The sequence below is a fragment of the Metabacillus indicus LMG 22858 genome (assembly GCF_000708755.2).
In the GTDB taxonomy this organism is placed as follows: Bacteria; Bacillota; Bacilli; order Bacillales; family Bacillaceae; genus Bacillus_P; species Bacillus_P indicus.
The window spans coordinates 936,695-960,509 of sequence record NZ_JGVU02000002.1; the positions used below are offsets into that span (position 1 = coordinate 936,695).

Sequence of the window (23,815 nt, forward strand, 5' to 3'; positions counted from 1 at the left end):
TCCCTTTATAATTATCATCATTTAACCATAAAACGCCTGAATCAAGCAACCAATTTACAGCGCCATGCATATTTTAGCCTAAAAGATGCTTTATCCCCATTTAAAAGGAGACACGGCAGATGAGTGAAAAAAATCACAACCCGTTATATGAACTTGCGGAGCAGTTCTTCGGTGACAGCTCATTTAAACAGAACGTACTGGAGTTTGAGAAAGTATTTCAGGAGCAGATGAATACGGCTTATATGAAAGTATCCTCATGGGAAGAGGATAATCGCTATTTTGTAAAAGCAGAGCTTCCCGGATTGAAAAAAGAGCAGATCAAAATTGAATTTCATGACCTTTGCCTCTCCCTGACCGTCAGCCACAAGGAAGAATTAAATCTCAGCCATATAAATGGATCTGCTTACTCGCAGACGAGAAAACAAATGACAAAAACCATTCTATTGCCTAAGGCGCCGAAGATGGACGAAGTGGATGCCGCTTTTCAAAACGGCTGCCTGCTCATATCCTTTCCGCTCAGCTGACCAGATTTTAACACAATAAAATCCCCCCTGCTTATGAAAACTACTAGCAGGAGGTGCTTTTATGAAGGAACATGAAAAAAGGATCAGCGCAGAGCCGTCGGGGTCTCCGATGCTTGTTATAAAAACAAATCTGGATGAAGGTGCGGCCTCGGAAAATCCATACGCATCCGGCAGTGATCCGGGAAAAGTGAAAGAATTCTTTGAGGATCCGTCCTGATGGAACAGTCACTGTCATATTTAAGAGAAGCCCTTTCCAATTATCTGGAGGAGCATGAAACCAGCAGGCACATTTATTTCAAACTCTCCAGGGAATCCTTTACAGATGAAAAGCAATTCATCAGGATGCTTTCTGAAAAAGAGCAGATGTTCTTAAATAAAATGCTCCCGTATGAAATAAAGCATGCGATGGGCGAGCAGGACTATGTCAGGATGAATCAGCTGAATGACGTTTATGAGGAGCTGCTGTAATGAAAAAAGATGCGGGACTCCAACCCTTCAGCACGACAAATGCAGAGGAAGTTAAAAGATTGAATGCCGCTTCAGGCTTGTCCTATTCTGAAGTTAAAAAAAGGCTGGCGGAAAGATTAAATGAAAAGAAGTAAACACAGGCAAAGACGCATAAGGTTATGCGTCTTTGTTTTTGCCGTCCGCGTTTCGTTCGAAAACAGATTGTTTATACGCCTGATGAGTGGTGATGGCCGCTCCTGCCGCGATAAAACCGTTGGCAATGCTGCTGACTGAAAAACCCAGTGTGAAAATACTTGCGATAATGCCGGCTCCGAGGAGAATCCAAACAATCATCCAGTCCTGCACATTAGGAGTCCGCTTTAAAGCATACCCTAAGATCATGAGGGCCGGAACGACAATCACGAGCTGGGGGTGAACATTAATCTGATCAAACAGACTTGAGAGCGCTGCAGAAACCATGCTTATCCACCTCATTTATAGCTTAATACAGCTTATACTTTAAACATGGATGTGACCCCTTTTACAAGAGAACTCACCTGATTAACGGCTCCCATCATCTGCCCTGCCGTATCCATTACTTTGTTGAAATCCATCTGACCATCCGGCTTTTTAAACTGGGACATCACTGTAGAAATGCCTCCCTGCTGATTTTTCGCTGCAGGTACCGGTTTTGGGTATGGATTTGCATACATTGCTTGCGGCATCATATTCTGCTGGGGCTGCTGCATCATAAACCCCTGTGTCTGATAGCCGTATGGCGGCATCTGGGACTGCTGATAGAAGGCTTGATTTTGCTGCACTTGCTGATAGGTATGCTGATTTTGAGGCAAATATGCCGGATTTTCATATGGTGCATAGCCTTCATATGGATAGTAATAGCTGATTCTCTCTTCTTTCTTTTTTCTGCGGTTTTTAAATGAACTCATTTCTTGAGAATACATAACAGATCTCCTTTCAGCATAATGGGCTATTTCATACATATGCAAAAGAAAAGACTGCCGTGCGTGTCTAAAAGAAATTGTCAACTCTTGTCGGAAGTTTAAATTATTTGAAAAATCGAGATAAAAATTTCCCGTGATACCATTAAAGCAAGGGAATGGGAGGAGATACACGATGAATCTGCAGAGCATACAATCCGCTTTTTTAGAAACAAAGAAGTATGAACCGACCAGCATCAGCGAATTAATGAATTTTATCAAAACGCTTTATATCAAGGGTGAGATGACCATCAGCGAATACAGGACGGCTGTCATGTACCTTGAAGCCTCAGAACTTGAAAAGATAAGCAACTGATGACTGAGAGGGGATTCCCTCTCTTTTTTTTTGTTATTTTCCATACATAACAGCACGCAATCGGAAACATATTATGAAGGATTCACCATTTCATTTATGGAGGTCATTATGATGGGAAGAGGCAACCATTTCAACCATAAGAAAAAAGGACAGGATCTAACATTGTCAAAAAAGGGACAGCCTGCCGCTGCTAAACATTCAAAAGATGTTGAATATGCAATTGAACCTGTCGCAAGCGAAGGAGACCGCGCTGTCACATTCCAGGAAGCGCGTGAAATAGACGAATAAACGTCATGAAGGGTGTCCGATATACTTCGGACACCCTTTTCATTGAGGAAAATTCTTCACCTTGAGGTCTTTAAGCAAAATAAAAAGCCCCTCATTGTAAGGAGCTGTGTGCCTCCAGCCGGTCCATAACAGTTTCAATCGTATAGTCAATGGACTGTTTCATGTTCTTAAAACGTATCGCTTTGGAATCTTTGTAAAACGACTGAAGCACAAGCTGCTCAAAATTTTCTTCAGCTGAATCAATTTGAGCCGGAAACAAATATTTTGGTTTTGCTTCATCTCTCCATGCAAGAACGTCTCTTTTCCACTCGCTCATTACTTTCATCGCATCCTCAAATGCTGGCTTTACTTCGTGAAAAAAATCAACGTCTTCTTTCTTTTTGCTGTCGTTCTCAAAACGGCGGACACATTCGTCCGTTATATATAGAAGCTTTTCGGAATTTTCAAGAATTTTCGCTTTCATGCTGCAACCCCTCTCTGGGGTATCTTACCAAACATAAGCATGAAAAGCCAGATTCCTGCTAATAACTGAGCCGGTAGCTTGGTTTAACCCGTGATACGGAATCTTCCCTGTTTTCTTCTCCATTTGCCTGTAATACCGATTCTTCCGTCCTCTTTATGCTGCGCTGAAGGTCCTCTTCGCTCTGCAGAATGGTTTCCGATACTCTCTTTTGTATGGCAAGTTCTAATTTCGTCATCTCTTCATCGAGTTCCATTAAAAGTCTTTCCACAACCATTTTCGGCACGAGGTGTTCCATCCTAACTCCTCCTTTCAATCTACTCGTACTATTCGCGGGCCAAAACGCTCCTCCCTTCACGGATGACAAAACTAGTTCGCTTTCGGCAAAGAAAGAAGAAATGATTGGATATTACTGTTTTTTCGACATCTCCCCCCGACATGCTGCATGAAATCGATTCCCATGCAAACACTACACTCAGGAGGTGTCTAACATGGCAAAAGAAAACAAAAAGAACACACAAAAACAGCAGCAGCAAGCCCCGTCAAAAAATGACCTCGACAAAAAGCTGGGTGGGCCGAATCGCCCTTCTACGTAAAAGAAAACACACAGAGGCTAGGACGTAACTAATTTAACCATAAAAAACCGGACTAGTTTATAGCAGCTAGTTCGGTTTTTTATGTTAATGGACTAAAATTGATTGTCAATTGTAGGAGTCATTCCCCTTAGTGACGCCACTTTTTCCAGTGATGGATCCTCATTTGTGGTGTCATTCGGCTTAGTGACGCCACTTTTTCCGGTGATGGTGCTCATTTGTGGCGTCATTCAACTTAGTGACGCCACTTTTTCCGGTGATGGTGCTCATTTGTGGCGTCACTCGCCGTAGTCCCTGCCACTTTTAAAAGAAATGGATCCTCGATTATATCATCATTCATAGGTGTAACTGCATTCTTCCAGATTTTTTATCGAACCTCTTTACACTATGATTTGTTCCAGCCTCCTCATATCTTTTTTCTCTTCGCCTGAACATACTCATTAGCAATGGCCAGAGCGTGCAGCTGATTTTCCTTTTTTATAAGCCAGTCTGTCAAATCGATTGTTTCTGGCACCGGTATCGGTCTGTACCACCTGTCAAGCGGCTGGCCATGAAACCATTTTCGTTTCTTTTCGTCTAATTGATGGGAAACAAAAGGAAAGGCCGTTCTTAAATACGGGGTCATACGAAGCCTGCTTGAAGGCTCATAATCTGCTCTTGAGCCGGTATGAACTGTCTTAGCCGCGAAGGTCAAAAACTCGCCGTAATAATCAGGATGAAAAAGAAGCCATGCAAGGGATCGTCCGAGCCTGATCCTGCTTTTCAGCTTTCTGAAATCATGTACGGAGAAACCGTAAAGTCTGCCGCCCTCTCCGGGAAAAATGACTGTGCTGAAGTGAAACAGATCCTGAAAAAGAAAAAACGGTGTGCCGAATACTTTTCGTTTAAAGACAGTTCCCTCTATAACGGGTTTCTGGATAAGATGCTGCTCATTAATAATGAGAGAGGTCATCAGCCGCTCCATGTCCCCTCTTTCCCAAAACAAAACCCATTCTTTTTTCATAAAGGCAGAAACGTGAAATGCATCAAGAAGGTGAAACAGGGGTTTCCCTGCTGTTTTTGACCATTCATAAAGCAAAAGCTGCGGATACGCATCCGAAAAAATCAGCCAGTTGGCATCCTCATATGTCAGAAAGAGGGCTTTCCTTGTTTTCTCGTCCAATAATTTTTGAAACCAAACGCCCTTTAAATCCGTCATACAGTAGCCTGCATTCCGCGAGACCATGCTTGCCATAAAAGACCATTTGATTTCGGGGTGACGGAGAAAAAAGTCCTGATAGCTTTGCGTGCGAGAAATATTGTCGTAATTATTTTTGCGCACCGTATTCTTTATAAGTGCTATAATATTCTTTTCATCTAAATGGCTGCCGCCTGTCATCAGCATTCGCCTCCCTGTTTTAAGCTTGCCCAGGGAACCCGGAACTACGCGCGGCGTCTGTTAACAAAATCGAAACTTTTTCACCATGTCTTTTTTCATTTTTTTGATATGATAGGTAGTAGTTTTACCTGAGGAGGGAAGAAATGATTTTTCGTTATCCTAACGGAAAAACGTACAATCCTGGTGCTGTTCCGGCTAAAAAGCGTGAGGCTAAGGAATCCTATAGTAATAGAGGGATGACTCTTGAAGAGGATTTGAATGAAACCAATCAGTTCTATCTAAACAGAGCGATTGCCGTCATTCATAAAAAGCCGACTCCTGTGCAGATTGTGAATGTTGATTTTCCGAAAAGGAGCGCAGCGGTTATTCGCGAGGCCTATTTTAAACAATCCTCTACAACAGACTATAACGGGGTCTATAAAGGAAAGTACATTGATTTTGAAGCGAAGGAAACGCAAAGCGATACTTCATTTCCGCTGAAAAATTTCCATGAGCATCAGATCAGCCACATGAAAATGGTCATTGATCATGGAGGCATTTCGTTTGTGATTCTGTCTGCCTTCGGAAGTGTGTATTTGATGGAGGCAGCCGTTTTATTTGAGTTTTGGGAAAGAAAAGAAAGCGGAGGCAGAAAGTCCATCTCGAAAAAAGAAATTGAAGCATCGTCCCACTTGATACCGCTTGGCTATCAGCCCAGAATTGATTATATTAAAGTATTAGAAAAGCTTTATTTCCATTAATTCGCCGCAGCGCGGATCTTGTAATGAAAGGTTGGAAAAACGCAATGTCAGATCAATACAAAAGCCGCGAGGAACGCCGCAGGGCACTTGCGCAAACAAGTAAAACAAGCAAGACTAAAACGAAAAAACCGAACAAACCCGGCGGGGGTGCCCTATGGAAACGCATCCTGTTTATCCTGATATCGATCGGACTGATCGGCATGATTGCAGGCGGCGTAACATTTGCGGTTATCGCAGCAGGAGCCCCGAAGCTTGATGAGAAGAAACTGAAGGATTCCTACTCCTCTACCATTTACGATAAAGAAGGCAATGAAATTACGGAAGTAGGCGCTCAAAAACGAACCTATATTTCCTACAATGACATTCCGAAAGTACTCGAAGAAGCTGTTCTTGCAACGGAGGATGCCCGCTTTTATGAACACAGCGGGGTAGATGTTATCCGCCTTGGCGGTGCAGTCGTTGCCAACGTTACACAAGGGTTCGGTTCCCAGGGCGGAAGCACGATCACCCAGCAGGTCATTAAAAACTCTTTCTTCACTCATGAAAAAACGATTACCCGTAAGGTTCAGGAGCTGTGGCTCGCTTTTCAGCTTGAGCAAAAATACTCAAAGCATGAAATTCTTGAGATGTACTTAAATAAAATTTACTATCATCCTCAATATTACGGAGTCGGGAAAGCAGCAGAAGGCTTTTACGGTAAAGAACTGAAGGACCTTGAGCTTCACGAGGCAGCAATGCTTGCCGGGATCCCTCAGAGCCCGACAAACTTTGACCCGAGAAAAAATCCCGAGTCAGCTGAAAAAAGACGAAACATCGTCCTGAATATGATGGTGAAACAAGGCTTTATTACAGAGCAGGAAGCAGAAGAAGCGAAAAAAGTTCCTGTTCAATCTACCGTTGTTCCTGAAAAAGAAAAATCAAATCCATACAGTGCGTATGTCGAGCAGGTCATTGAAGAAGTGAAAGATAAAACGGATATCGATGTAAGCTCAGCAGGTGCGAAAATCTATACGACAATCGATACAGATGCACAAAAATATGTAGAAGATCTTCTTAATGGAAATGATGTCGGCTTCCCTGATGACAACTTCCAGGCAGGCATCACGCTTATTGATACAGAGTCCGGCGAAATCCGCGCAATCGGCGGCGGACGCAACCAGAATGTCGGAGACTTCAACTATGCAATTGACACGAGAAGACAGCCGGGTTCGACGATTAAACCTGTCCTTGATTACGGTCCGGCCATTGAATATCTGAAGTGGTCCACATATGAACAAATTAAGGATGAACCATATACCTATTCAAACGGCGTCAAAATCAATAACTTTGACCGCGGCTACAAAGGACAGATGTCCATCCGCGACGCCCTGGCACAATCACGCAACATCCCTGCTCTGAAGGCTATGCAGGAAGTCGGAATTGACAAAGCCCGTGACTTTGCCGCAGGACTTGGCATTCCGCTTGAAGAGGAAATTCCGGAAGCATACTCTATTGGTGGATTTGACACGGGAGTATCCCCTCTTCATATGGCAGGAGCATTTGCAGCGTTCGGCAATAACGGCATTTACACAGAGCCACATGCCGTTACAAAAGTTGTCTTAAGCGACGGAACAGAATTTGATCTTTCTCCTGAGGCTGAAGCTGCAATGAGCGATTACACCGCTTATATGACAACAAGCATGATGATTTCTGTTGTTGAAGAAGGAACAGGTACAGCAGCAAGAGTTCCCGGGGTCACAGTTGCAGGCAAAACAGGAACGACAAACTTCTCTGAAGAGGATAAACAAAAATACAACGTTCCATCCGGCGGTGCGAAAGACAGCTGGTTTGTCGGCTACACTCCGGAATATGCGGCTGCAGTATGGACCGGTTATTCAAAAAATGATGAAAAAATGCATCTGAATAAATCAGATCAGCAAATTGCGAAGAAACTTTTTAAAGAAGTGATTTCAGAAGTATCAAGCGGAAACGGCAAAGATTTCAAAAAACCAAACTCAGTTGTTAAAGTTACAGTTGAAAACGGCTCTAACCCGCCGAAGCTTGCAAGTAAATTTACGCCTGACAGCAAGAAAATCAGCGAGTACTTTGTAAAAGGCACAGAGCCTACAAAGGTTTCTGAGCAGTATAAGCGTCTTGCTAAACCATCAGGATTTAAAGTGGAATATGATCAGACAGCCAATCAAATTGTACTCAACTGGGATTACAAAGAGGATCTGAAAGACTCTGTTACCTTTGAAATCAGCCAGTCTGTTGACGGAGGTCCTGCACAGGTGATCAATCAGACGAAAGACACCAGCATGGCCATCCCTAACCCGAATCCTGGATCAACGTATAAATTCCAGATTGCAGCCGTCAGCGATGACGACGGCTCTAACCGAAGCGACTCTGCCGCAGCAGCGATCCAAATTCCGGAAGCAGTCATAGAGGAACCTGCAGAACCGGAAGAGCCTGAAGAAGAGCCTGGTGAAGGCGAACAGCCTCCTGGCGAAGAATTCCCCGGCGGTGAACTTCCGGGTGAAGGTGAGCCTGGTGAAGGCGAGCAGCCTCCTGGCGAAGGAGAACAGCCTCCTGGTGAAGGCGGACCTGGAGATGGTGAAACACCTCCTGGCGAAGGCGAAACACCTCAAGAGCCTGCTGAACCTCTGATTCCGCTTCCTCCCGGCAACGGAAACGGAAACGGCAATAATGGAAACGGAAACGGCAATGGAAACAATGATGATGATTGATAAGAAAAGCACAAGCGCATGATAAAAGAGAGACCTGCACATGCAGGTCTCCCCAAAACAAAAACGCAGGGAAATCATTCCGATTTCCCTGCGTTTTTTTGTTTGTATTTTTTTAGGGCCATTTGTTTTGAAAACTGCTTTTCGCACTCCTGAAAGAGCTGATCAAGCTGAACAAAGGAATGATACTGTTCCGGCTTTATAAGGATATAGTTCAGTCTTTCATGTACATTCACAGGCTGTATGTCAAAAGCAGTCCAGTCTGTGTTTCTGAGATCTAAATGCCCGACCGGTTTGCCGCTGCTCCAGTAAAGACAGCAAACAAACAGGGATACCCCGTCAATCATGTCTTTCCTTGAGGCTTTTTTCTGACGGGAACGGAAGCCGGATGCAATTGTTGTCTTGAGTGCATCCCACCTTTTCATAATAGCGGAAACCGATTGATCTGCATGCTCCCAAGGTCTCCACAGCACCTGCTCGCCTGTTTTCAGACAGATGTCATAGTAAAAAGGATTAATGGCAAGCACCTGTTCCAAATCACTATGAAAAGCTTCTTGAAAAGGACCGAACGGCTCATGGAGAAAATCCCCGGGCACACTGCTGCTATACATTTCTGACCGTCCCTTTTTTGATGCGCTTCTGCCCTTCCCTGCACATATGTAAAAGCGGACATTTTGAGCATTTTGGCGCCTGGGCCCTGCAGTGATATCTGCCGAAAAAGATCAGTCTGTGATGGGTCAGAGACCACTCTTCCTCAGGCACTTTCCGCATCAGGGTTTTTTCAACTTCCAATACAGAATCTTTCCACCTGCAGATCGCAAGCCTCTTGCTCACCCTTTCAACATGAGTATCAACAGCGATGGCAGGTATGCCAAAAGCTACGGAAACGACTACATTTGCCGTCTTCCTCCCTACACCGGGAAGCTTGGTCAGTTCATCGCGGTCTTCAGGAACCTTTCCGTCATACTCACCTATAAGCAGCGTGCAAAGTTTTTGAATGTTTTTAGCTTTGTTTCTGTAAAGTCCGATCGACCGGATATCATTTTGCAGTTCTTCAATGGGAACAGCAAGATAATCTTCCGGTGTTTTATATTTTTCAAACAGGCTCTTCGTCACTTTGTTTACAAGCACATCTGTACACTGGGCAGAAAGAGCAACTGCTATGACAAGCTCAAATGGATTGCTGTGATTTAATTCGCAGTGGGCGTCCGGAAACATGTCCCCGATTGTATCCAGTGCTTCTCTGATTTGTTTCTTGTTCAGCATAACATCACCTGTTCATTTTCATTTAACTTTCCAGCCAGTTGTAAAAAGGCACTTTTCGTTTGTACTCTTCTTCAGACTCCGGCTGTTTTTGCGGCTGCACTTGATGCTGCCTGAACCGCTTCCCGTAGCTTCTTGCCTGTTCAATCGTTCTGATGCCGTTCTTTTTCCATTCAAAAAGTATCCTGTCAATGTATCTGAAGTTCAGCTTGCCCGAAATGACCGCTTCTTTAAGGGCTGCTTTAATAATAACCGGATCATGATAATCCTGATCCATCCAAATAGACAGCGTTTCAACTTCAAATGGGGACAGGGGCCTTCCGAATTCCCGTTCAAATACAGGATACAGGTTTACATTTTCCTGCTCCTGATTCTCATCAAATTGAACTTCCTCTTTTTTCAGCAAATCATCATACAATTTGCCCCAAAGCGGTTTTAGGGAATAACGTTCATATTTTATGGAAGCCTGCTCATATTCTTCAATATCAATAAACCCTCTCTGCAGCAGACTTCTTAAAAGAGATGTGCAGGCAGATGTCTGTATGGTCATGGAATTTGATAATTCGTCCGGTGTAGGAAACTGATTTCCGTTTTGAAGATGCAGATTTACCTGCAGAAGCAAAACCAGCTCCTCTTCTTTGAGGCCTAACCGGAAGTAATTGGATATAAGCGCCGAAGGCACAGTCAAATAGCCCTGTTCCTGCATGGCTGTAAATTGTTCTTTATTCATCACGGGTCACCTCACCTCACTTAGTATAACACGGACTGTCTGTAAAACGGCGATGGTCTTTTAAACCAATTTCCAGACAGGAATGAAAGGAAAGAGCAGCTGCAAAGCGCCGGATTAAATATTGACAGGAAAACAAAACATGAGCCTCTATAGAGACTCATGTTCGCCCGTTTTGCTGATTAAGGATAAAGTCTGTTTAACAGACGAGGGAACGGAATCGTTTCACGTACATGCTCAACTCCGCTGATCCACGCTACTGTTCGCTCAAGCCCAAGGCCGAAACCTGAGTGAGGCACTGACCCGAATTCACGGAGCTGCAGGTACCACTGATACGCTTCTGGTGAAAGGTCATGTTTTTCAATACGCTGTTTCAGCAGCTCATGATCATGGATGCGCTGTGATCCTCCGATGATCTCGCCGTATCCTTCAGGTGCAATCAGGTCTGCACAAAGGACAACGTCATCGCGGTCCGGAGCAGGCTGCATGTAGAACGGTTTAATGCCTGTCGGGTAGTGTGTAATGAATACCGGCTTATCAAAGCTTTCAGCAATGGCCGTTTCATGCGGCGCGCCGAAATCATCACCCCACTTGATATCGTCAAAACCTTTTTCGTTCAGGAATTTGATGGCATCGTCGTATGAAATGCGCGGGAACGGTGCTTTGATTTGCTGAAGCTTTTCTGTATCGCGGCCAAGAACCGTCAGTTCAAGACTGCAGTTTTCAAGGACACTTTGAACAACGTATGACACGTAATTTTCCTGAACCACAAGGTTGTCTTCAAAATCATAGAATGCCATTTCAGGCTCAATCATCCAGAATTCAATCAGATGGCGTCTTGTTTTTGATTTTTCGGCGCGGAATGTAGGTCCAAAAGAGAACACTTTTCCAAGAGCCATTGCAGCTGCTTCCATATACAGCTGACCGCTTTGTGAAAGGTAGGCATCTTCATCAAAGTATTTTGTTGCAAACAGCTCTGATGTACCCTCTGGCGCGCTGCCCGTAAGGATCGGAGGATCTACTTTTGTAAATCCTTCTTTGTTGAAAAATTCATAAGTTGCACGGATAATTTCGTTTCTGATTTTCATCACAGCATGCTGGCGTTTAGATCTCAGCCATAAATGGCGGTGGTCCATCAGGAACTCTGTCCCGTGTTCTTTAGGTGTGATAGGATAATTAACAGATTCATGAATGACTTCAATGCCTGTTACCCCAAGTTCATAACCGAACGGAGAACGCTCGTCCACCCGCACAACGCCTGTTACAAAAATGGATGATTCCTGTGTGATTGATTTAGCTGTCTGGAAAACAGCCTCGTCGACTTCTGCCTTTACGACAACGCCCTGAATAAAACCAGTGCCGTCACGCAGCTGCAGAAAAGCAATTTTACCGCTTGAACGCTTATTGGCGATCCATGCGCCAATTGTTACTTCTTTATCTACAAATTTGCTTACTTCTTTAATCGTTGTTTTCACGTTATGTCCCTCCAAAAAAACCGCAGATCAAAATATATGTACATGCATCTATTATACCTTATGGCATCTCCAAACAAAAGAGCGGACCGTCAATTGACGGCCCATCTTTTAGTGTGAACTGTTTTCTTTTACAAACCGTTCGATTCTCTCAAGTGCTGCTTCAATGACGTCAAGAGATGTCGCATATGAAAGTCTTACATTGTCCGGAGAGCCGAAGCCTGATCCTGGAACAATGGCAACTTTTTCTTTTTCAAGCAGCGCTTCTACGAATTCATCCACTGATGCAAAGCCTGTCATTTCAGCTGCCTGCTTTGCATTCGGGAATAGATAGAAAGCACCTTGAGGCTTCAGGCATGAAATACCCGGAATGGCAACGAGTTTATCATAGATAATGTTCAGTCTCTCTTCAAACGCCTTCCGCATCTCTTCAACAGGCTCCTGCGATCCCGCGTATGCAGCAATCGAGGCATATTGAGCAATGGAGGTCGGGTTAGAGGTGCTGTGGCTCGCAAGATTTGTCATCGCTTTGATGATTTGTTCATTGCCTGCTGCATACCCGATTCTCCATCCTGTCATGGAATGCGATTTGGAAACACCGTTGATGATGATTGTCTGATTTTTAAGCTCTTCTGACAATTCAGCGATTGAAACATACTTATGAGTTCCATAGATGAGTTTCTCATAAATTTCATCGGAAACAATCAGAACATCATGCTCCAGGCAAATTTGGCCTAGCGCTTCAAGTTCTTCCTTCGTATAGAGCATCCCCGTCGGATTGCTCGGAGAGTTAATGATGACAGCTTTTGTTTTCTCAGTAATTGCTTCTTTCAGCTGTTCAGGAGTTAATTTAAATTGATTCTCTTCAGATGCTTCTACATAAACCGGCACTCCGTCTGCAAGTTTAACCTGCTCAGGATAGCTTACCCAGTATGGTGCAGGGATGATGACTTCATCACCTTCATTTAAAAGAACCTGAAACAGGGTATACAGGGCATGCTTTGCGCCGCTGCACACAATCACTTCTCCCAGTTTATAGGCAATTCCCTGGTCACGTTCAAACTTGCTGATGATTTCTTTTTTCAGCTCAGCCAGGCCGCCTGCAGGTGTATACTTTGTCTGGCCGGCATTCATTGCGTTTACGGCAGCGTCCATAATGTGCTGCGGCGTATTAAAATCAGGCTCGCCTGCACCGAGGCCAATCACGTCATGTCCTGCAGCTTTAAGTTCTTTTGCTTTTGCAGTAATGGCCAATGTGGTTGATGGTGTTAATGCAGATACTCTGTCAGCTAGTTTCATGACTATAGTCCCCCTATTTCCTGATGGCAATATGTTTTCTGATTTCTCCGTCTGTAAATTGGACGAGATCATATGTATACCTGTTCTGATCATCAATATATTTCACTTCCCAGACAGGAACGCTGCCCTCCATGCCAAGCTGCACACTAATCAGCTTTTGCGGGTTTTGTTCCGATCTGACAGCTTCAAGTGCTTCCTTTTCTGAAATGCCGTCTGACACAAGCTTCAGTACAGGCTTTTTCTTTTTGTCTGAAGGAACAAATACATACACGGGCTTCCCGCTGTCATCAGATCCTGTAATGACGATGTATTGTTCCAGGCCGTTAAAGGTTTCAGCACTCTCTGCCTTTTTCAGCTCCGTTTCTTGTTCGGCTCTCTGAATGGCTTCCGTGTGGCCATCCTTCTTTTGAGCCATAGCCGTGTTGTAGACATTCATAAAAACAGCCGCGGCAATAAGCAGCAGAATTCCTGCAGAAATGGATGCAATCGTTATTTTTCTCCCCATTGTTTCAAATCCTTACGTTCTGTATATCGTGAAAACAGCTTTATTTTTGTCTTCCTGATCAAGAGCGAGCCCAAACATCAGATTTTCTCTTTTCAGCGTACGGTTCAGCCCGTCGACAATTTTATAGAGATCATCCGAATGCTCCACGGTCACAGTAGACAGAATTTCAATCTTACTTTCCATGGTCTATACCTCCAGTGCAAAAACAAAAATTGTAACTTATATCACAGCCGCAAACGGCCACAATAAAAGTACAGACAACGACATGTTGTTTTATGTACCCATTATAACAGCATCATGATGATTTAGTGAAAATAAATTTTCTCCTACCCACACCATTGCCTGTGCGCTCACACAGGCTTTTTTTACGTTCTGCTGCTTTTCCAGTCTGCGATTTTTTTGTGCAGACAGGCCATTGGTTCAACCGAGACTTCAATATCAGGGAGTGAATCAATGAAATGTCTTCCATACTTGGCTTCAATGATTCTTTTGTCAAAGACAAACAGGAGGCCTTTGTCGTTTTCTGTACGGATGAGGCGCCCAAATCCCTGTTTGAATTTCAGAACTGCTTCAGGAAGCGAATAATGGTAAAAGGCATTCTTTCCTTCTTTCGTCAGCTCTTCGCATTTGGCTGCTGTCCTGGGATCATCCGGCGGAGAAAACGGCAGCCTGACAATCACAAGCGTTGTCAGTTCATCGCCTGGAAAGTCCATTCCTTCCCAGAACGTGCTTGTTCCAAGAAGAATAGCTTTTTCAAACTGACGGAAGTTTTTAGTCAGCTTAGTGATGCTTCCGCCGCCCTGCCCCATGATGACAAAATCATCCAGGCTCTGATCATTTTTAAGCAGCTGCTGCGTTTTTTTAAGCATATCATAGGCATTGAATAAGATAAGGAGCTTTCCTGACGCCGCTTTGGCTATTTCAGAAACCCTGCCAGCGATTGCTTCCGTATACTCATCAAGCGTAACATGCTGGACAGACGGGAAATCTGATGGAATCATCAGCATTGCCTGCTTCTTATAATCAAAGGGTGAGTCAATTTCGTGGACCGACGGATAGAAATCGCTTAGCCCAAGCTCAGAAATCATATAATCAAAAGTCCCGTTTACAGTGAGAGTGGCCGATGTAAGAACAGCGCTCTTCATACTCGCGAAAAATCCGTCAGCCAGCTGATCAGAAACAGAAACAGGCTGTGAATACACACTTACCGCATTTCTCGCTCCCCTGGATTCTATCTCAATCCACTTCACTTCTCCCGGACTGTCTTTAAAGAATAGGGAATCAAGGCTGTCATATGCGGCCTTAAATCGGTCCATCACTTCCCAATATTCATAAAGATCGAACGATTCTTCTGCTTCTTCCAGTCTGCTGAAGACACCCTTCTGTTTATTCATGATGGAAATCATATCATGGAGCTGAAATTTCACTCTGGCTGCAAGCTCTAAAATGGCCAGCCATTTTCTGCTTTTTTTCTCATCATGACTGAAGCGGCAGGCAATCTTGTTAGATGAAGAGTCCTTTTGGTTCTGCAGCACATAGCTGTGAAGGGTTGTAAACAGGAGCTGATTGTCTTCAGCAAGCTGCTTTAGAATTGTATCGATTTGAAGAAATGGTTCACTCCATTTCTTTTTGCTGAAAAGCTGCTGCGTTTTGCGGAGCAGACCGTCTGTATACAGGTTGCCCAGCTGATTTGTCAGGGCTTGGAGCGTCAGGTAATGAATTCTTTTCCCTAAATGCTCACTTGCTGTCCGCTCAAAATGATGCGCCTCATCAATGACGACTTCCTCGATGCCTTCAAGCATGTCTGAGGAAGAAGATACGGCTGAGAGCAAAAGCGAATGATTCGTCATGATCACATCAGCCTGATTTGCCCGCTTATAGGCTCTCGTATAGAAACAGCGTTCCTTCCAAGGATTGGAGGGAGAACCCGACAGCTTCGGATCGTAGTGGAGCCTTTGCCACAGGAGTTTCCCGCCAGAAGGCAGATTGAGTTCATCCACATCTCCTGTTTCGGTCTCCGTCAGCCAGATAAGCAGCTGCGCTTTCGTCAAAAGATTATCATAATTCATATCTTCTTCATGGAGGTACTTTTCAAATTTCCTTAAGCAAAGGTAATGAGATTTCCCTTTAAGAACAGCCATTGAAAACGGCAGCCCTGCTGCCTGTTTTAGAAGCGGATATTCTTTTTCCATCACCTGCTGCTGAAGGGCTGTCGTATATGTGCTGATGAGCACCCTCTTCTTTTCAGTCATAGCATAATAGACAGCGGGAACAAGATACCCCAGTGTTTTCCCCGTCCCTGTCCCTGCTTCGATCAGACTGTGCTGATGGCTTGAAAAAGACTGATAAACCGATTTCATCATGTTTACCTGTTCACTGCGCTTTTCGTATTGCACAAAGTGGGCTGCGACAGAACCATTTTCATTCATCAGTTTCTCTGCAAAGGCATTGAAAGGAAGTTTTTCAGTTCCGGACTGATCCGGATTCTCATTGGTATCGTCTGTTTTTCTGACAGCAACCGACCGGTACACCTCGATATCCTTAGTCTCTTTCAGCCTCAGCTCACTCATTGTTTCAAGCTCCTCAAGCATTTCCTCGGCATCGCTGATAAACGAAGCTGATAATCTTTTGAGGGAATGAAGAGTAACAGCCGGCAAGCTTGAAAGCCTTGAGAGAATATGAATAAGCAGTTCTCCCGTCACTTCCGCATCGCTGTCCGCCCTGTGCGGATTCTTGTGCTGGATTCCAAGGTCTCTGCACAGCTCGGAAAGCTTGTAGCTGTCAGCACTCGGATAAACAATCCGGGAAAGCTCAACTGTATCTAAAATCGGCCCTGTAAACATTTGAATTCCGCACCGGTTCAATTCCTCCTGAATGAAAGAAAGGTCAAAATGAACATTATGGGCAACAAAATAAGCATCGTTCAAAAGCGATGACACTTTATCTGCAATCTCTTTAAATGCAGGAGCATGTTCCACCATTTCTGTCGTAATGCCTGTCAGCTGTTCAATAAAAGAGGGAATCTTTTTCTTCGGATTCACAAAGCTTGAGAAGCGGTCAATGATCTTTCCTTCTTCAATGACAACAGCCGCAAGCTGTATAATCCGGTCTCCCTTTTTCGGAGAATTACCTGTTGTTTCCACGTCAACTACAACAAATCTTTGTTTCATCTTTGCTACACCTCAATTAACCAGGGCTTATAAAAGCCCCATCCAAAAAACCAATATCGTTATTTTACCACTTATAATGCAAAATCCCCCAAGATTTTGGGGGATTTTTTTGAAATCGGTGCTATTTATCCATTACATAATGGTTGAGGCCGGCTCCTGGCCCAGCATCTCCACGATTTCATTGTTTTCATTCATGATGGCAACCTTCGGCTTATGTGCGCGGACTTCTTCTTCTGACATCATGGCATACGTTAAAATAATGACAACATCACCTTCTTGAACAAGTCTCGCTGCAGCGCCGTTCAGGCAAACTGTGCCTGAACCTCTTTCCCCGGGTATAATGTAAGTTTCAAAGCGGGCTCCATTATTGTTATTCACAATCTGGACTTTCTCATTTGGAAGCATATCCACTGCATCAAGTATATCTTCATCGATCGTAATGCTGCCTACATAGTTCAAATTAGCTTCTGTCACCCTTGCACGGTGTATTTTACCCTTCATCATGGTGCGGAACATCCCTATCTCCTCCTGTATCTTTCTCTATAGCTGTAACGTAATATTATCGATTAATCTTGCCTTGCTGAATTTGACCGCTGCTGCAAGAATGATGGTTCCTTTAGCTTCCTTCAAAGGCTGCAGGTCCGGATAGGTGTAAACCTCGACATAGTCAATTTCGCCGTCTGTTCTGTCTTCAATCCTCTTTTTCACAAAATCAGCAGCTTGTTCCGGAGAATGGCCTGAAGCAAGCAGCCCGGCACCTTCATTCAAGGCTTTATACAGTTCAGGCGCCTGTTCTCTTTCTTCTTCAAGCAAATAGACATTTCGGGAACTCTTGGCTAGTCCGTCAAGTTCTCTGACCGTTTCAACCGGTACAAGCTCAACAGGGAAATGAAAATCTTCAATCAGTCCGCTGATCACCGCAACCTGCTGAGCATCCTTCATTCCAAAATAGGCCCTGTCCGGCTGAACAAGATGAAAAAGCTTCGTCAGGACAGCTGCTACACCGTCAAAATGCCCGGGTCTGGATTTTCCGCATAAAACATTCGTGCGCTTCACTGCTTTCATGGAAATGGACGGTTCATGAGGGTACATTTCGTCTGTAGAGGGAGCAAACAAATAGTCTGCGCCCTCTTCCTTTGTCAATATTGCATCCCGCTCCAAGTTGCGGGGATACGAATCAAAATCCTCATTTTCACCAAACTGGAGAGGATTGACAAAAATGCTGACAACAAGCAGATCGTTTTCTTCCCTTGCTTTTTTCATCAGACTTAAGTGGCCCTCGTGAAGATAGCCCATCGTTGGAACGAAGCCAATGGTACGGTTTTCTTTTTTATGATTTTTGATAATCTGCTTTAGTTCCTTTATGGTTGTGACAGTTTTCATTTTGCAGCAGTACCCCCGTACAACGCCTGTAGTTCTTCGTCTTTCATCGTGAATGTATGTTTTTCTTCAGGAAATTCTCTCTTTTTCACTTCCTGCACATAAGCAGTCAGAGCGGACTTCATCCCGCTGCCGGCATTTGTGTACTGTTTGACAAACTTTGGCACACGGTCAACGCCGTAGCCAAGAACATCGTGGTAGACAAGCACCTGTCCGTCTGTTGAGGCTCCTGCCCCAATTCCAATGACAGGTATGGATAATGTATTTGAAATTTCTGATGCAAGCTGGCGCGGAACACATTCCAGCACAAGCGCAATTGCGCCCGCTTCCTCGCACTGCTTTGCATCATGCATTAATTTTTTCGCGCTTTCTGCATCTTTTGCCTGAACTTTATATCCCCCAAGCACTCCTACTGACTGCGGTGTAAGGCCAAGATGGGCCACAACAGGCACCCCCGCACATGTAAGCGCTTCAATATGTTGGAGCACTCCATCCGCCCCTTCAAGCTTTAGAGCATGTGCCCCGCTTTGCTGCATAATCTCTGCTGCAAATGTTAGAGTCTGTTCTTTTGAGACATGATAGGACATAAACGGCATGTCGGTCACGATAAACGTGGAAGGCGCCCCTCTTTTAACAGCTTTCGTGTGATGAATCATATCCGCGACTGTAACAGGCACAGTTGAATCGTATCCAAGCACGACCATGCCGAGTGAGTCACCGACTAAAATCATGTCTACACCTGATTCTTCTGCAAGCCTGGCTGAAGGATAATCGTAAGCTGTGAGCATGACAATCGGTTCATTTTCCTGCTTCATTTTAACAAAATCAAGTCTCGTTTTCATTTTTTTCCCTCCCATGTGATGCAGAGGAATTTCGTAACCAGCAAATGGCTGACCGCAAAAAAACCTTCTCCAATAGGAAGAAGGATTGATGGTGTCATCATATCTGGCTGGATATCCCTCTGTCCCAGTCCGAATTCCGGATCAAGGCAGAACTATTAAAATCTGGTTTTCAATTCCCGCAGGTGCAATTCCTGAAAAAGGATACTGCCCGCCTTGAATTATACCAGAAAGTAAAAGGGGATACCAAGTATTTATGACTGGATTTCGATATCGGCGGAATAGATTTTTTCAAGCTTTCCTTCATCTGTTTCCAGAAGAAGAACGCCTTCATCATCAATTCCTGCAGCCCTGCCGCGGAGGGTTCCCTGCAAGGTTCTTGCGATCAGCTTTTTGTTCAGGCTGATGGCGTAGCTTTCCCAAAGAAGCTTGACAGGTTTAAATCCGTGCGAGAGATAGCTCTTATACAGCTTTTCAAAGCGGATCATGACAGACTGTATCAGCTTTGCCCTGTCAATCTGCTGCCCCGTCTCCTCAGCTAAAGATGTAGCGATGTGCTGAAGTTCTTCAGGAAATTGCTCCTTCGTATGATTCACATTGATGCCGACCCCGATAATGACAGAATGGACCCTGTCAGCTTCAGCCTGCAGCTCTGTCAAAATTCCGACGGCTTTTCTGCCATTAATAAGGATATCATTCGGCCACTTAATTTCAGGTGTCAGTCCCGTGACATCTTCAATGGCCTGAATCAGTGCAACCGCCGTCAGCAGTGTCAGCTGCGGGGTTTTATTGATCGGAATTTCAGGCTTCAGAATCATGCTCATCCAAACGCCGGTCTGTTTCGGGGAATACCACGCTCTTGCAAGCCGTCCTCTGCCTTCTGTCTGCTGGTCGGCTACTACAAGAGTCCCTTCTAGTGCACCGTCGCCCGCCAGAGTATGGGCAATCTTTTGTGTAGATGCCACAACTTCCTCGAAGTGGATATGACGCGCCATAAATTCTGTTTTCAGCCCGAGCTGTATTTCATTGCCGCTGATCTTATCCGGCTTGCGGGTAATTCTGTAGCCGCGTTTTCGGACCGCTTCAAGCTGATAGCCCTCACTTCTCAAGTCCTCAATATGCTTCCAGACAGCTGTCCTTGAGCACCCGAGTGTTTCACTCAGTTTCTGTCCGGATAAAAATTCTCCATCGGCTTCTGAAAAAGCCTGAAGCAATCGCGTTCTTAATTCAGATTGCACGATTTCAACATCTCCTTAATCGCTTCCTTGCTGTTTTCTACTTGACCATTCACTACGGCAAGTTCTATTTTTTCCATATACTCACTCAGCCACGGTCCGGGTTTACGGCCTTCAAAAACCATTAAATCATTCCCGTTCACAGCAAGCTCCCTCTTTGAATGAACAGGAAGGGAATGATATCGCGCTTTGATCTCCCGGATCTTAGATTCACTGAACGGAAGACCGCTAAGCAGACAAAATACAGCTTCAGTCTGCAGCGCACACTGCAGGCCTGTCCTGTACAGGTTAACCTTTGTCCAGTCAGACTGCCTTCGCTCCTCCAAAAACAGAAGATTCTGCCTGATGGACCCAATTTGTTTGTTGGAAAGCTTCCATTTTTTCAGAAAAGCTTCAATGCCGCTTATTCCAATAACGTCGAGGAAAGCGGTCCAGCGCTCTTCATTTGAATTCAGTCGGTAAAAAGGAAGTTCCGCTGCTTGAAGGATCTGCTGCTTTTTCTCTTTTAAACCAGGAAGGTATTCAATCATGCCTGTCTCTGCAATCAGCCGCATGCCTTCGCTGCATCCGGAGCCTGCCATCGTTTTTTCAAATTCGGCTGTTTTGCGTTCTGCCGATATATGCTGCAGCAGGGATATGTGACTGACAATGGCATCATGTGTGCTTTCGCTTAGAGAAAAGCCGAGCTGACTGACAAAACGGACAGCTCTCATCATCCTCAGCGCGTCTTCTGAAAATCGTTCGGCAGGACTTCCCACTGTGGATATCCGTTTTTTTTCAGCGTCTTCCCTGCCGTTAAAATAATCGATGATGCTGCCGTTCTCATCCATCGCCATGGCATTGATCGTAAAATCACGGCGTTTTAAATCTTCTTTTAACGAGGAAACAAACGTCACTCCGCTTGGCCTGCGGTTATCCTCATACGCTGATTCTGTCCGGAACGTTGTGATTTCGTAATGAGTCCCGTTTTCAATCACAATCACCGTGCCGTGCTCTGAGCCGATATCAACGGTTTTCTGAAAGAGCTGCTGTACTTGATCCGGTGTCGCAGAGGAGGCGATATCGACATCTTTAATCGGTTTGCCTAGGAGCTGATCGCGGACAGAACCGCCGACAAAATAAGCCTCAAAGCCGTGTTTTTTCAGCTTTGAAAGAACAGGAAGCGCCTCCTGAAATTCTCTATTCACCCTTCTCACCTGATTCCGTCAGTTGATAGTAAAGAGTTTCATACTGTTTGACAATATGGGCAGAATGAAAGGTTTCCTGTGCAATTTTGACGGATTCTTTTGACATTCGCTCATGAAGTTCATGATCTGTTAACAGCGAAATCGTTTTATCTGCTATAGCTGAAATGTCCCCTACATCGCATAAGTATCCGGAAACGCCATCCTGAACGACTTCAGGAATTCCGCCAATATTGGCTGCCACACAGGGAACCCCGCATGCCATCGCTTCAAGAAGGACAAGTCCAAAGCTTTCTTTCTGTGAAAGGAGCAGCTTCACATCACTTAAGGAATACAGTTCTTCAAGATGATTCTGCTTTCCTAGAAACAGAACGTTTTCGCTGATGCCCAGTTCCTTCACGAGTTTGCAGACAGACGTCATCTCCGGCCCGTCCCCGACAAGAAGAAGCTTTGACTTTACTTCTTTGGTAACGCGTGCGAATACCCTGACCACATCCTGCACCCTTTTTACCTGTCTGAAGTTTGAAACGTGAATCAGGACTTTTTCATCTTCATCTATGCCATATTCCGCTTTTAGATGATTGACATTTTTCTTTTTGTAAATGCGTTCATCAATAAAGTTGTAGACGGTCTGTATGTCTTTTTCGGGATGAAGAAGCTCATACGTCTGATCGGCAAGTGCCTTTGACACAGCAGTCACTGCATCTGAGGCTTCTATGCCGAATTTGATCATATTGGACAGGGACAGATCATGACCGAGGACCGTAATGTCGGTTCCGTGCAGAGTGGTAACGATTTTCAGATGGTCACCTGTCATCTGTTTTGCAAGATGGGCGCAAATCGCATGGGGCACCGCATAATGAACATGAAACAAGTCAAGCTCTTCCCTTTTCGCCACTTCGGCCATCTTGCTTGCGAGCGCAAGATCATAAGGAGGATGCTTGAAGACAGAGTATTGATTCACTTCCACCTCATGAAAAAAGATATTGGGATACATTTTATCAAGCCTGAAGGGTCTGCTTGTTGTGACAAAATGAATACTGTGTCCTTTTTCCGCCAGTTTTTTGCCAAGTTCCGTTGCCACTACCCCCGAACCGCCGACAGACGGATAGCAGGTAATGCCGATTTTTAACTTTTTCATAGTTGCTCACCGAGCAGGTCCTTATCAAGCAATAGAGGTGACTTTGAGAAAAATCCCTCTGCATAAGTGACTCCCGCTTCTTTCCCAAACAGCCGCTCCCGGCTTTCAACACTTTCTATGTATCCGTTCGTAAGGGGTGTATCAACGGATGATTCACCCTTGATGAACTGGCTTTCGTACGCTTTCAGACTCAATCGCTTTTTCTCCATCGTACCGGTTACATCAACGACAAAATCCGGTTTGTGAAAACCGTTGATCATATAAAAATAGACGCGGTTCACTCTGTGAGGTGCCTGTGATTTTGAATCACGGACATTTTTGACAGCTGCAGAAAAGCTTGCTTCCTCTACAAGCTTTGCACAATTCCCGTGATCAGGATGACGGTCCTGAAACCATGGTGCAAATACGAGCTTAGGTTTATACTGCCTGATAACCGTTATGATCTTATCTATGTATTGTTCGTTCATATAAAGTCCTCTGTCAGGGAGGTCAAGGAAAATCCGTTCCTGCAGACCGAGTATGTCTGAAGCAAGCTGCGCCTCTTTTTTCCTGACGGCGACCGTTCCGTTTGAAGACAGTTCTGCCTCTGTTAAATCGCAGATTCCCACTCTGTATCCCTGCTCCGCATATTTAGCGAGAGTTCCTCCCATCCCGATTTCGGCATCATCGGGATGGGCTCCGAATGCAAGGATATCAAGGTTATTCTTTTCCATAGTCATCATCAATTTCTTTGTCATTTACAATTGCTCTCCATTTCAAATCACCGCGCTCTAGTCCATGTATCAGAATTTCTGCTGTTCCCATATTCGTCGCAAGCGGAACCGCATAAACATCGCACAGCCGGATTAAAGCGGACACATCAGGTTCATGAGGCTGGGCAGTCAGTGGATCACGGAAGAAAATGACCATGTCCATTGCATTGTTTGCGATGCATGCGCCAATTTCCTGATCACCGCCAAGCGGCCCTGACTGGAATCTGTGTATTTCAAGGCCTGTCGCCTCTGTTACTTTGAAGCCTGTTGTTCCGGTCGCATAAAGTTTATGTTTTCCAAGGATGCCTTTGTAGGCCAGTGCAAACTGAATAAGATCATTTTTTTTCTTATCATGAGCTATGAGTGCTATATTCATCAGAC

At 44.7% G+C, this 23,815-nt stretch carries 30 protein-coding genes; 9 read left to right on the top strand and 21 right to left on the bottom strand.

The window, feature by feature from the left end; all coding sequences use genetic code 11:
- Positions 1-119: 119 nt before the first annotated feature.
- The 4 genes from AZ46_RS07955 to AZ46_RS22440 all read left to right on the top strand — a co-directional run bounded on the left by AZ46_RS07955 (position 120) and on the right by AZ46_RS22440 (position 1,126).
- Positions 120-524, top strand: a complete 405-nt coding sequence (locus AZ46_RS07955; protein ID WP_029280347.1) for an Hsp20/alpha crystallin family protein — start codon at positions 120-122, stop codon at positions 522-524.
- Between the two features lie 61 nt (positions 525-585).
- A complete protein-coding gene (locus AZ46_RS22175; RefSeq protein WP_168713767.1) occupies positions 586-741 on the top strand; it encodes a hypothetical protein in 156 nt (51 codons plus the stop codon).
- Positions 741-992, top strand: a complete 252-nt coding sequence (locus AZ46_RS07960) for a hypothetical protein (RefSeq protein WP_029280346.1) — start codon at positions 741-743, stop codon at positions 990-992. The genes AZ46_RS22175 and AZ46_RS07960 overlap by 1 nt, the downstream gene beginning before the upstream one ends.
- Positions 992-1,126: a hypothetical protein gene (locus tag AZ46_RS22440; protein ID WP_087946328.1), complete on the top strand. Its 135-nt coding sequence runs from the start codon at positions 992-994 to the stop codon at positions 1,124-1,126. Before AZ46_RS07960 ends, AZ46_RS22440 begins: the two co-directional genes overlap by 1 nt.
- A gap of 22 nt (positions 1,127-1,148) precedes the next feature.
- Here AZ46_RS22440 and AZ46_RS07965 read toward each other — a convergent pair whose 3' ends face one another.
- Together AZ46_RS07965 and AZ46_RS07970 are read right to left on the bottom strand one after the other, a co-directional pair.
- Positions 1,149-1,451: a phage holin family protein gene (locus AZ46_RS07965; RefSeq protein ID WP_029280344.1), complete on the bottom strand. Its 303-nt coding sequence runs from the start codon at positions 1,449-1,451 to the stop codon at positions 1,149-1,151.
- A 32-nt stretch (positions 1,452-1,483) separates the two neighbouring features.
- Positions 1,484-1,933: a YppG family protein gene (locus tag AZ46_RS07970; RefSeq protein WP_051827262.1), complete on the bottom strand. Its 450-nt coding sequence runs from the start codon at positions 1,931-1,933 to the stop codon at positions 1,484-1,486.
- Between the two features lie 172 nt (positions 1,934-2,105).
- Between AZ46_RS07970 and yppF the strand changes: the two genes are divergently transcribed.
- A complete protein-coding gene (gene yppF, locus AZ46_RS07975; protein ID WP_029280340.1) occupies positions 2,106-2,285 on the top strand; it encodes a YppF family protein in 180 nt (59 codons plus the stop codon).
- A 111-nt stretch (positions 2,286-2,396) separates the two neighbouring features.
- A complete protein-coding gene (locus AZ46_RS22180) occupies positions 2,397-2,573 on the top strand; it encodes a hypothetical protein (protein ID WP_168713768.1) in 177 nt (58 codons plus the stop codon).
- A 91-nt stretch (positions 2,574-2,664) separates the two neighbouring features.
- On the opposite strand, the gene AZ46_RS07980 is transcribed toward AZ46_RS22180, so the two are convergent.
- Complete coding sequence (locus AZ46_RS07980) at positions 2,665-3,036, bottom strand: DUF1798 family protein (protein WP_029280338.1); 372 nt, start codon at positions 3,034-3,036, stop codon at positions 2,665-2,667.
- Between the two features lie 58 nt (positions 3,037-3,094).
- A complete protein-coding gene (locus tag AZ46_RS07985; protein ID WP_029280337.1) occupies positions 3,095-3,331 on the bottom strand; it encodes a hypothetical protein in 237 nt (78 codons plus the stop codon).
- Positions 3,332-3,524: 193 nt separating this feature from the next.
- On the opposite strand from AZ46_RS07985, the gene AZ46_RS21455 reads away from it, so the two are divergent.
- Entirely contained in the window at positions 3,525-3,629 is a 105-nt protein-coding gene (locus AZ46_RS21455) for a spore protein (RefSeq protein ID WP_081414142.1), read from the top strand.
- Positions 3,630-4,032: 403 nt separating this feature from the next.
- Here the strand turns inward: AZ46_RS21455 and AZ46_RS07990 are convergent, their stop codons facing one another.
- Positions 4,033-5,004: a DUF2515 domain-containing protein gene (locus AZ46_RS07990; RefSeq protein ID WP_029280334.1), complete on the bottom strand. Its 972-nt coding sequence runs from the start codon at positions 5,002-5,004 to the stop codon at positions 4,033-4,035.
- A 146-nt stretch (positions 5,005-5,150) separates the two neighbouring features.
- On the opposite strand from AZ46_RS07990, the gene recU reads away from it, so the two are divergent.
- Entirely contained in the window at positions 5,151-5,744 is a 594-nt protein-coding gene (recU, locus tag AZ46_RS07995) for a Holliday junction resolvase RecU (protein ID WP_029280332.1), read from the top strand.
- A 44-nt stretch (positions 5,745-5,788) separates the two neighbouring features.
- Positions 5,789-8,470: a PBP1A family penicillin-binding protein gene (locus tag AZ46_RS08000; RefSeq protein ID WP_029280331.1), complete on the top strand. Its 2,682-nt coding sequence runs from the start codon at positions 5,789-5,791 to the stop codon at positions 8,468-8,470.
- A gap of 74 nt (positions 8,471-8,544) precedes the next feature.
- On the opposite strand, the gene AZ46_RS08005 is transcribed toward AZ46_RS08000, so the two are convergent.
- The 16 genes from AZ46_RS08005 to mgsA form a co-directional block, all read right to left on the bottom strand.
- Positions 8,545-9,078, bottom strand: a complete 534-nt coding sequence (locus AZ46_RS08005) for a YpoC family protein (protein WP_029280330.1) — start codon at positions 9,076-9,078, stop codon at positions 8,545-8,547.
- Positions 9,071-9,733, bottom strand: a complete 663-nt coding sequence (gene nth / locus AZ46_RS08010; RefSeq protein WP_029280328.1) for an endonuclease III — start codon at positions 9,731-9,733, stop codon at positions 9,071-9,073. Before nth ends, AZ46_RS08005 begins: the two co-directional genes overlap by 8 nt.
- A 22-nt stretch (positions 9,734-9,755) precedes the next feature.
- Positions 9,756-10,460 carry a DnaD domain-containing protein gene (locus AZ46_RS08015; protein WP_029280326.1) on the bottom strand — a complete coding sequence of 235 codons (705 nt, stop codon included), beginning with the start codon at positions 10,458-10,460 and terminating at the stop codon, positions 9,756-9,758.
- Between the two features lie 179 nt (positions 10,461-10,639).
- Complete coding sequence (gene asnS / locus AZ46_RS08020) at positions 10,640-11,932, bottom strand: asparagine--tRNA ligase (RefSeq protein WP_029280324.1); 1,293 nt, start codon at positions 11,930-11,932, stop codon at positions 10,640-10,642.
- A gap of 108 nt (positions 11,933-12,040) precedes the next feature.
- On the bottom strand, positions 12,041-13,228 hold the full coding sequence (locus AZ46_RS08025; RefSeq protein ID WP_029280322.1) for a pyridoxal phosphate-dependent aminotransferase: 1,188 nt from the start codon (positions 13,226-13,228) through the stop codon (positions 12,041-12,043).
- Positions 13,229-13,241: 13 nt separating this feature from the next.
- Positions 13,242-13,733 carry a cell wall elongation regulator TseB-like domain-containing protein gene (locus AZ46_RS08030; protein WP_029280319.1) on the bottom strand — a complete coding sequence of 164 codons (492 nt, stop codon included), beginning with the start codon at positions 13,731-13,733 and terminating at the stop codon, positions 13,242-13,244.
- 12 nt (positions 13,734-13,745) lie between these two features.
- Positions 13,746-13,916: a YpmA family protein gene (locus AZ46_RS21460; protein ID WP_081414144.1), complete on the bottom strand. Its 171-nt coding sequence runs from the start codon at positions 13,914-13,916 to the stop codon at positions 13,746-13,748.
- A gap of 182 nt (positions 13,917-14,098) precedes the next feature.
- Entirely contained in the window at positions 14,099-16,903 is a 2,805-nt protein-coding gene (dinG, locus tag AZ46_RS08035; protein ID WP_029280317.1) for an ATP-dependent DNA helicase DinG, read from the bottom strand.
- 132 nt (positions 16,904-17,035) lie between these two features.
- Positions 17,036-17,419, bottom strand: coding sequence for an aspartate 1-decarboxylase (panD, locus tag AZ46_RS08040; RefSeq protein WP_029280316.1), 384 nt, complete (start codon positions 17,417-17,419; stop codon positions 17,036-17,038).
- A gap of 24 nt (positions 17,420-17,443) precedes the next feature.
- The gene (gene panC / locus AZ46_RS08045) at positions 17,444-18,286 is read right to left on the bottom strand and encodes a pantoate--beta-alanine ligase (protein ID WP_029280315.1); all 843 of its coding nucleotides are present in this window, start codon (positions 18,284-18,286) and stop codon (positions 17,444-17,446) included.
- Positions 18,283-19,125, bottom strand: coding sequence for a 3-methyl-2-oxobutanoate hydroxymethyltransferase (gene panB, locus AZ46_RS08050; RefSeq protein ID WP_029280313.1), 843 nt, complete (start codon positions 19,123-19,125; stop codon positions 18,283-18,285). Before panB ends, panC begins: the two co-directional genes overlap by 4 nt.
- A 251-nt stretch (positions 19,126-19,376) precedes the next feature.
- The gene (locus tag AZ46_RS08055) at positions 19,377-20,360 is read right to left on the bottom strand and encodes a bifunctional biotin--[acetyl-CoA-carboxylase] synthetase/biotin operon repressor (protein ID WP_029280311.1); all 984 of its coding nucleotides are present in this window, start codon (positions 20,358-20,360) and stop codon (positions 19,377-19,379) included.
- Positions 20,345-21,544 carry a CCA tRNA nucleotidyltransferase gene (locus tag AZ46_RS08060; RefSeq protein ID WP_035319159.1) on the bottom strand — a complete coding sequence of 400 codons (1,200 nt, stop codon included), beginning with the start codon at positions 21,542-21,544 and terminating at the stop codon, positions 20,345-20,347. The genes AZ46_RS08055 and AZ46_RS08060 overlap by 16 nt, the downstream gene beginning before the upstream one ends.
- A complete protein-coding gene (gene bshA / locus AZ46_RS08065; RefSeq protein ID WP_029280307.1) occupies positions 21,537-22,682 on the bottom strand; it encodes an N-acetyl-alpha-D-glucosaminyl L-malate synthase BshA in 1,146 nt (381 codons plus the stop codon). Before bshA ends, AZ46_RS08060 begins: the two co-directional genes overlap by 8 nt.
- Positions 22,679-23,419 (bottom strand): bacillithiol biosynthesis deacetylase BshB1, encoded by a 741-nt coding sequence (gene bshB1 / locus AZ46_RS08070; RefSeq protein WP_235728211.1) that lies wholly within the window; start codon positions 23,417-23,419, stop codon positions 22,679-22,681. The genes bshA and bshB1 overlap by 4 nt, the downstream gene beginning before the upstream one ends.
- Positions 23,382-23,810: a methylglyoxal synthase gene (mgsA, locus tag AZ46_RS08075; RefSeq protein ID WP_029280303.1), complete on the bottom strand. Its 429-nt coding sequence runs from the start codon at positions 23,808-23,810 to the stop codon at positions 23,382-23,384. Before mgsA ends, bshB1 begins: the two co-directional genes overlap by 38 nt.
- Positions 23,811-23,815 lie beyond the last annotated feature (5 nt).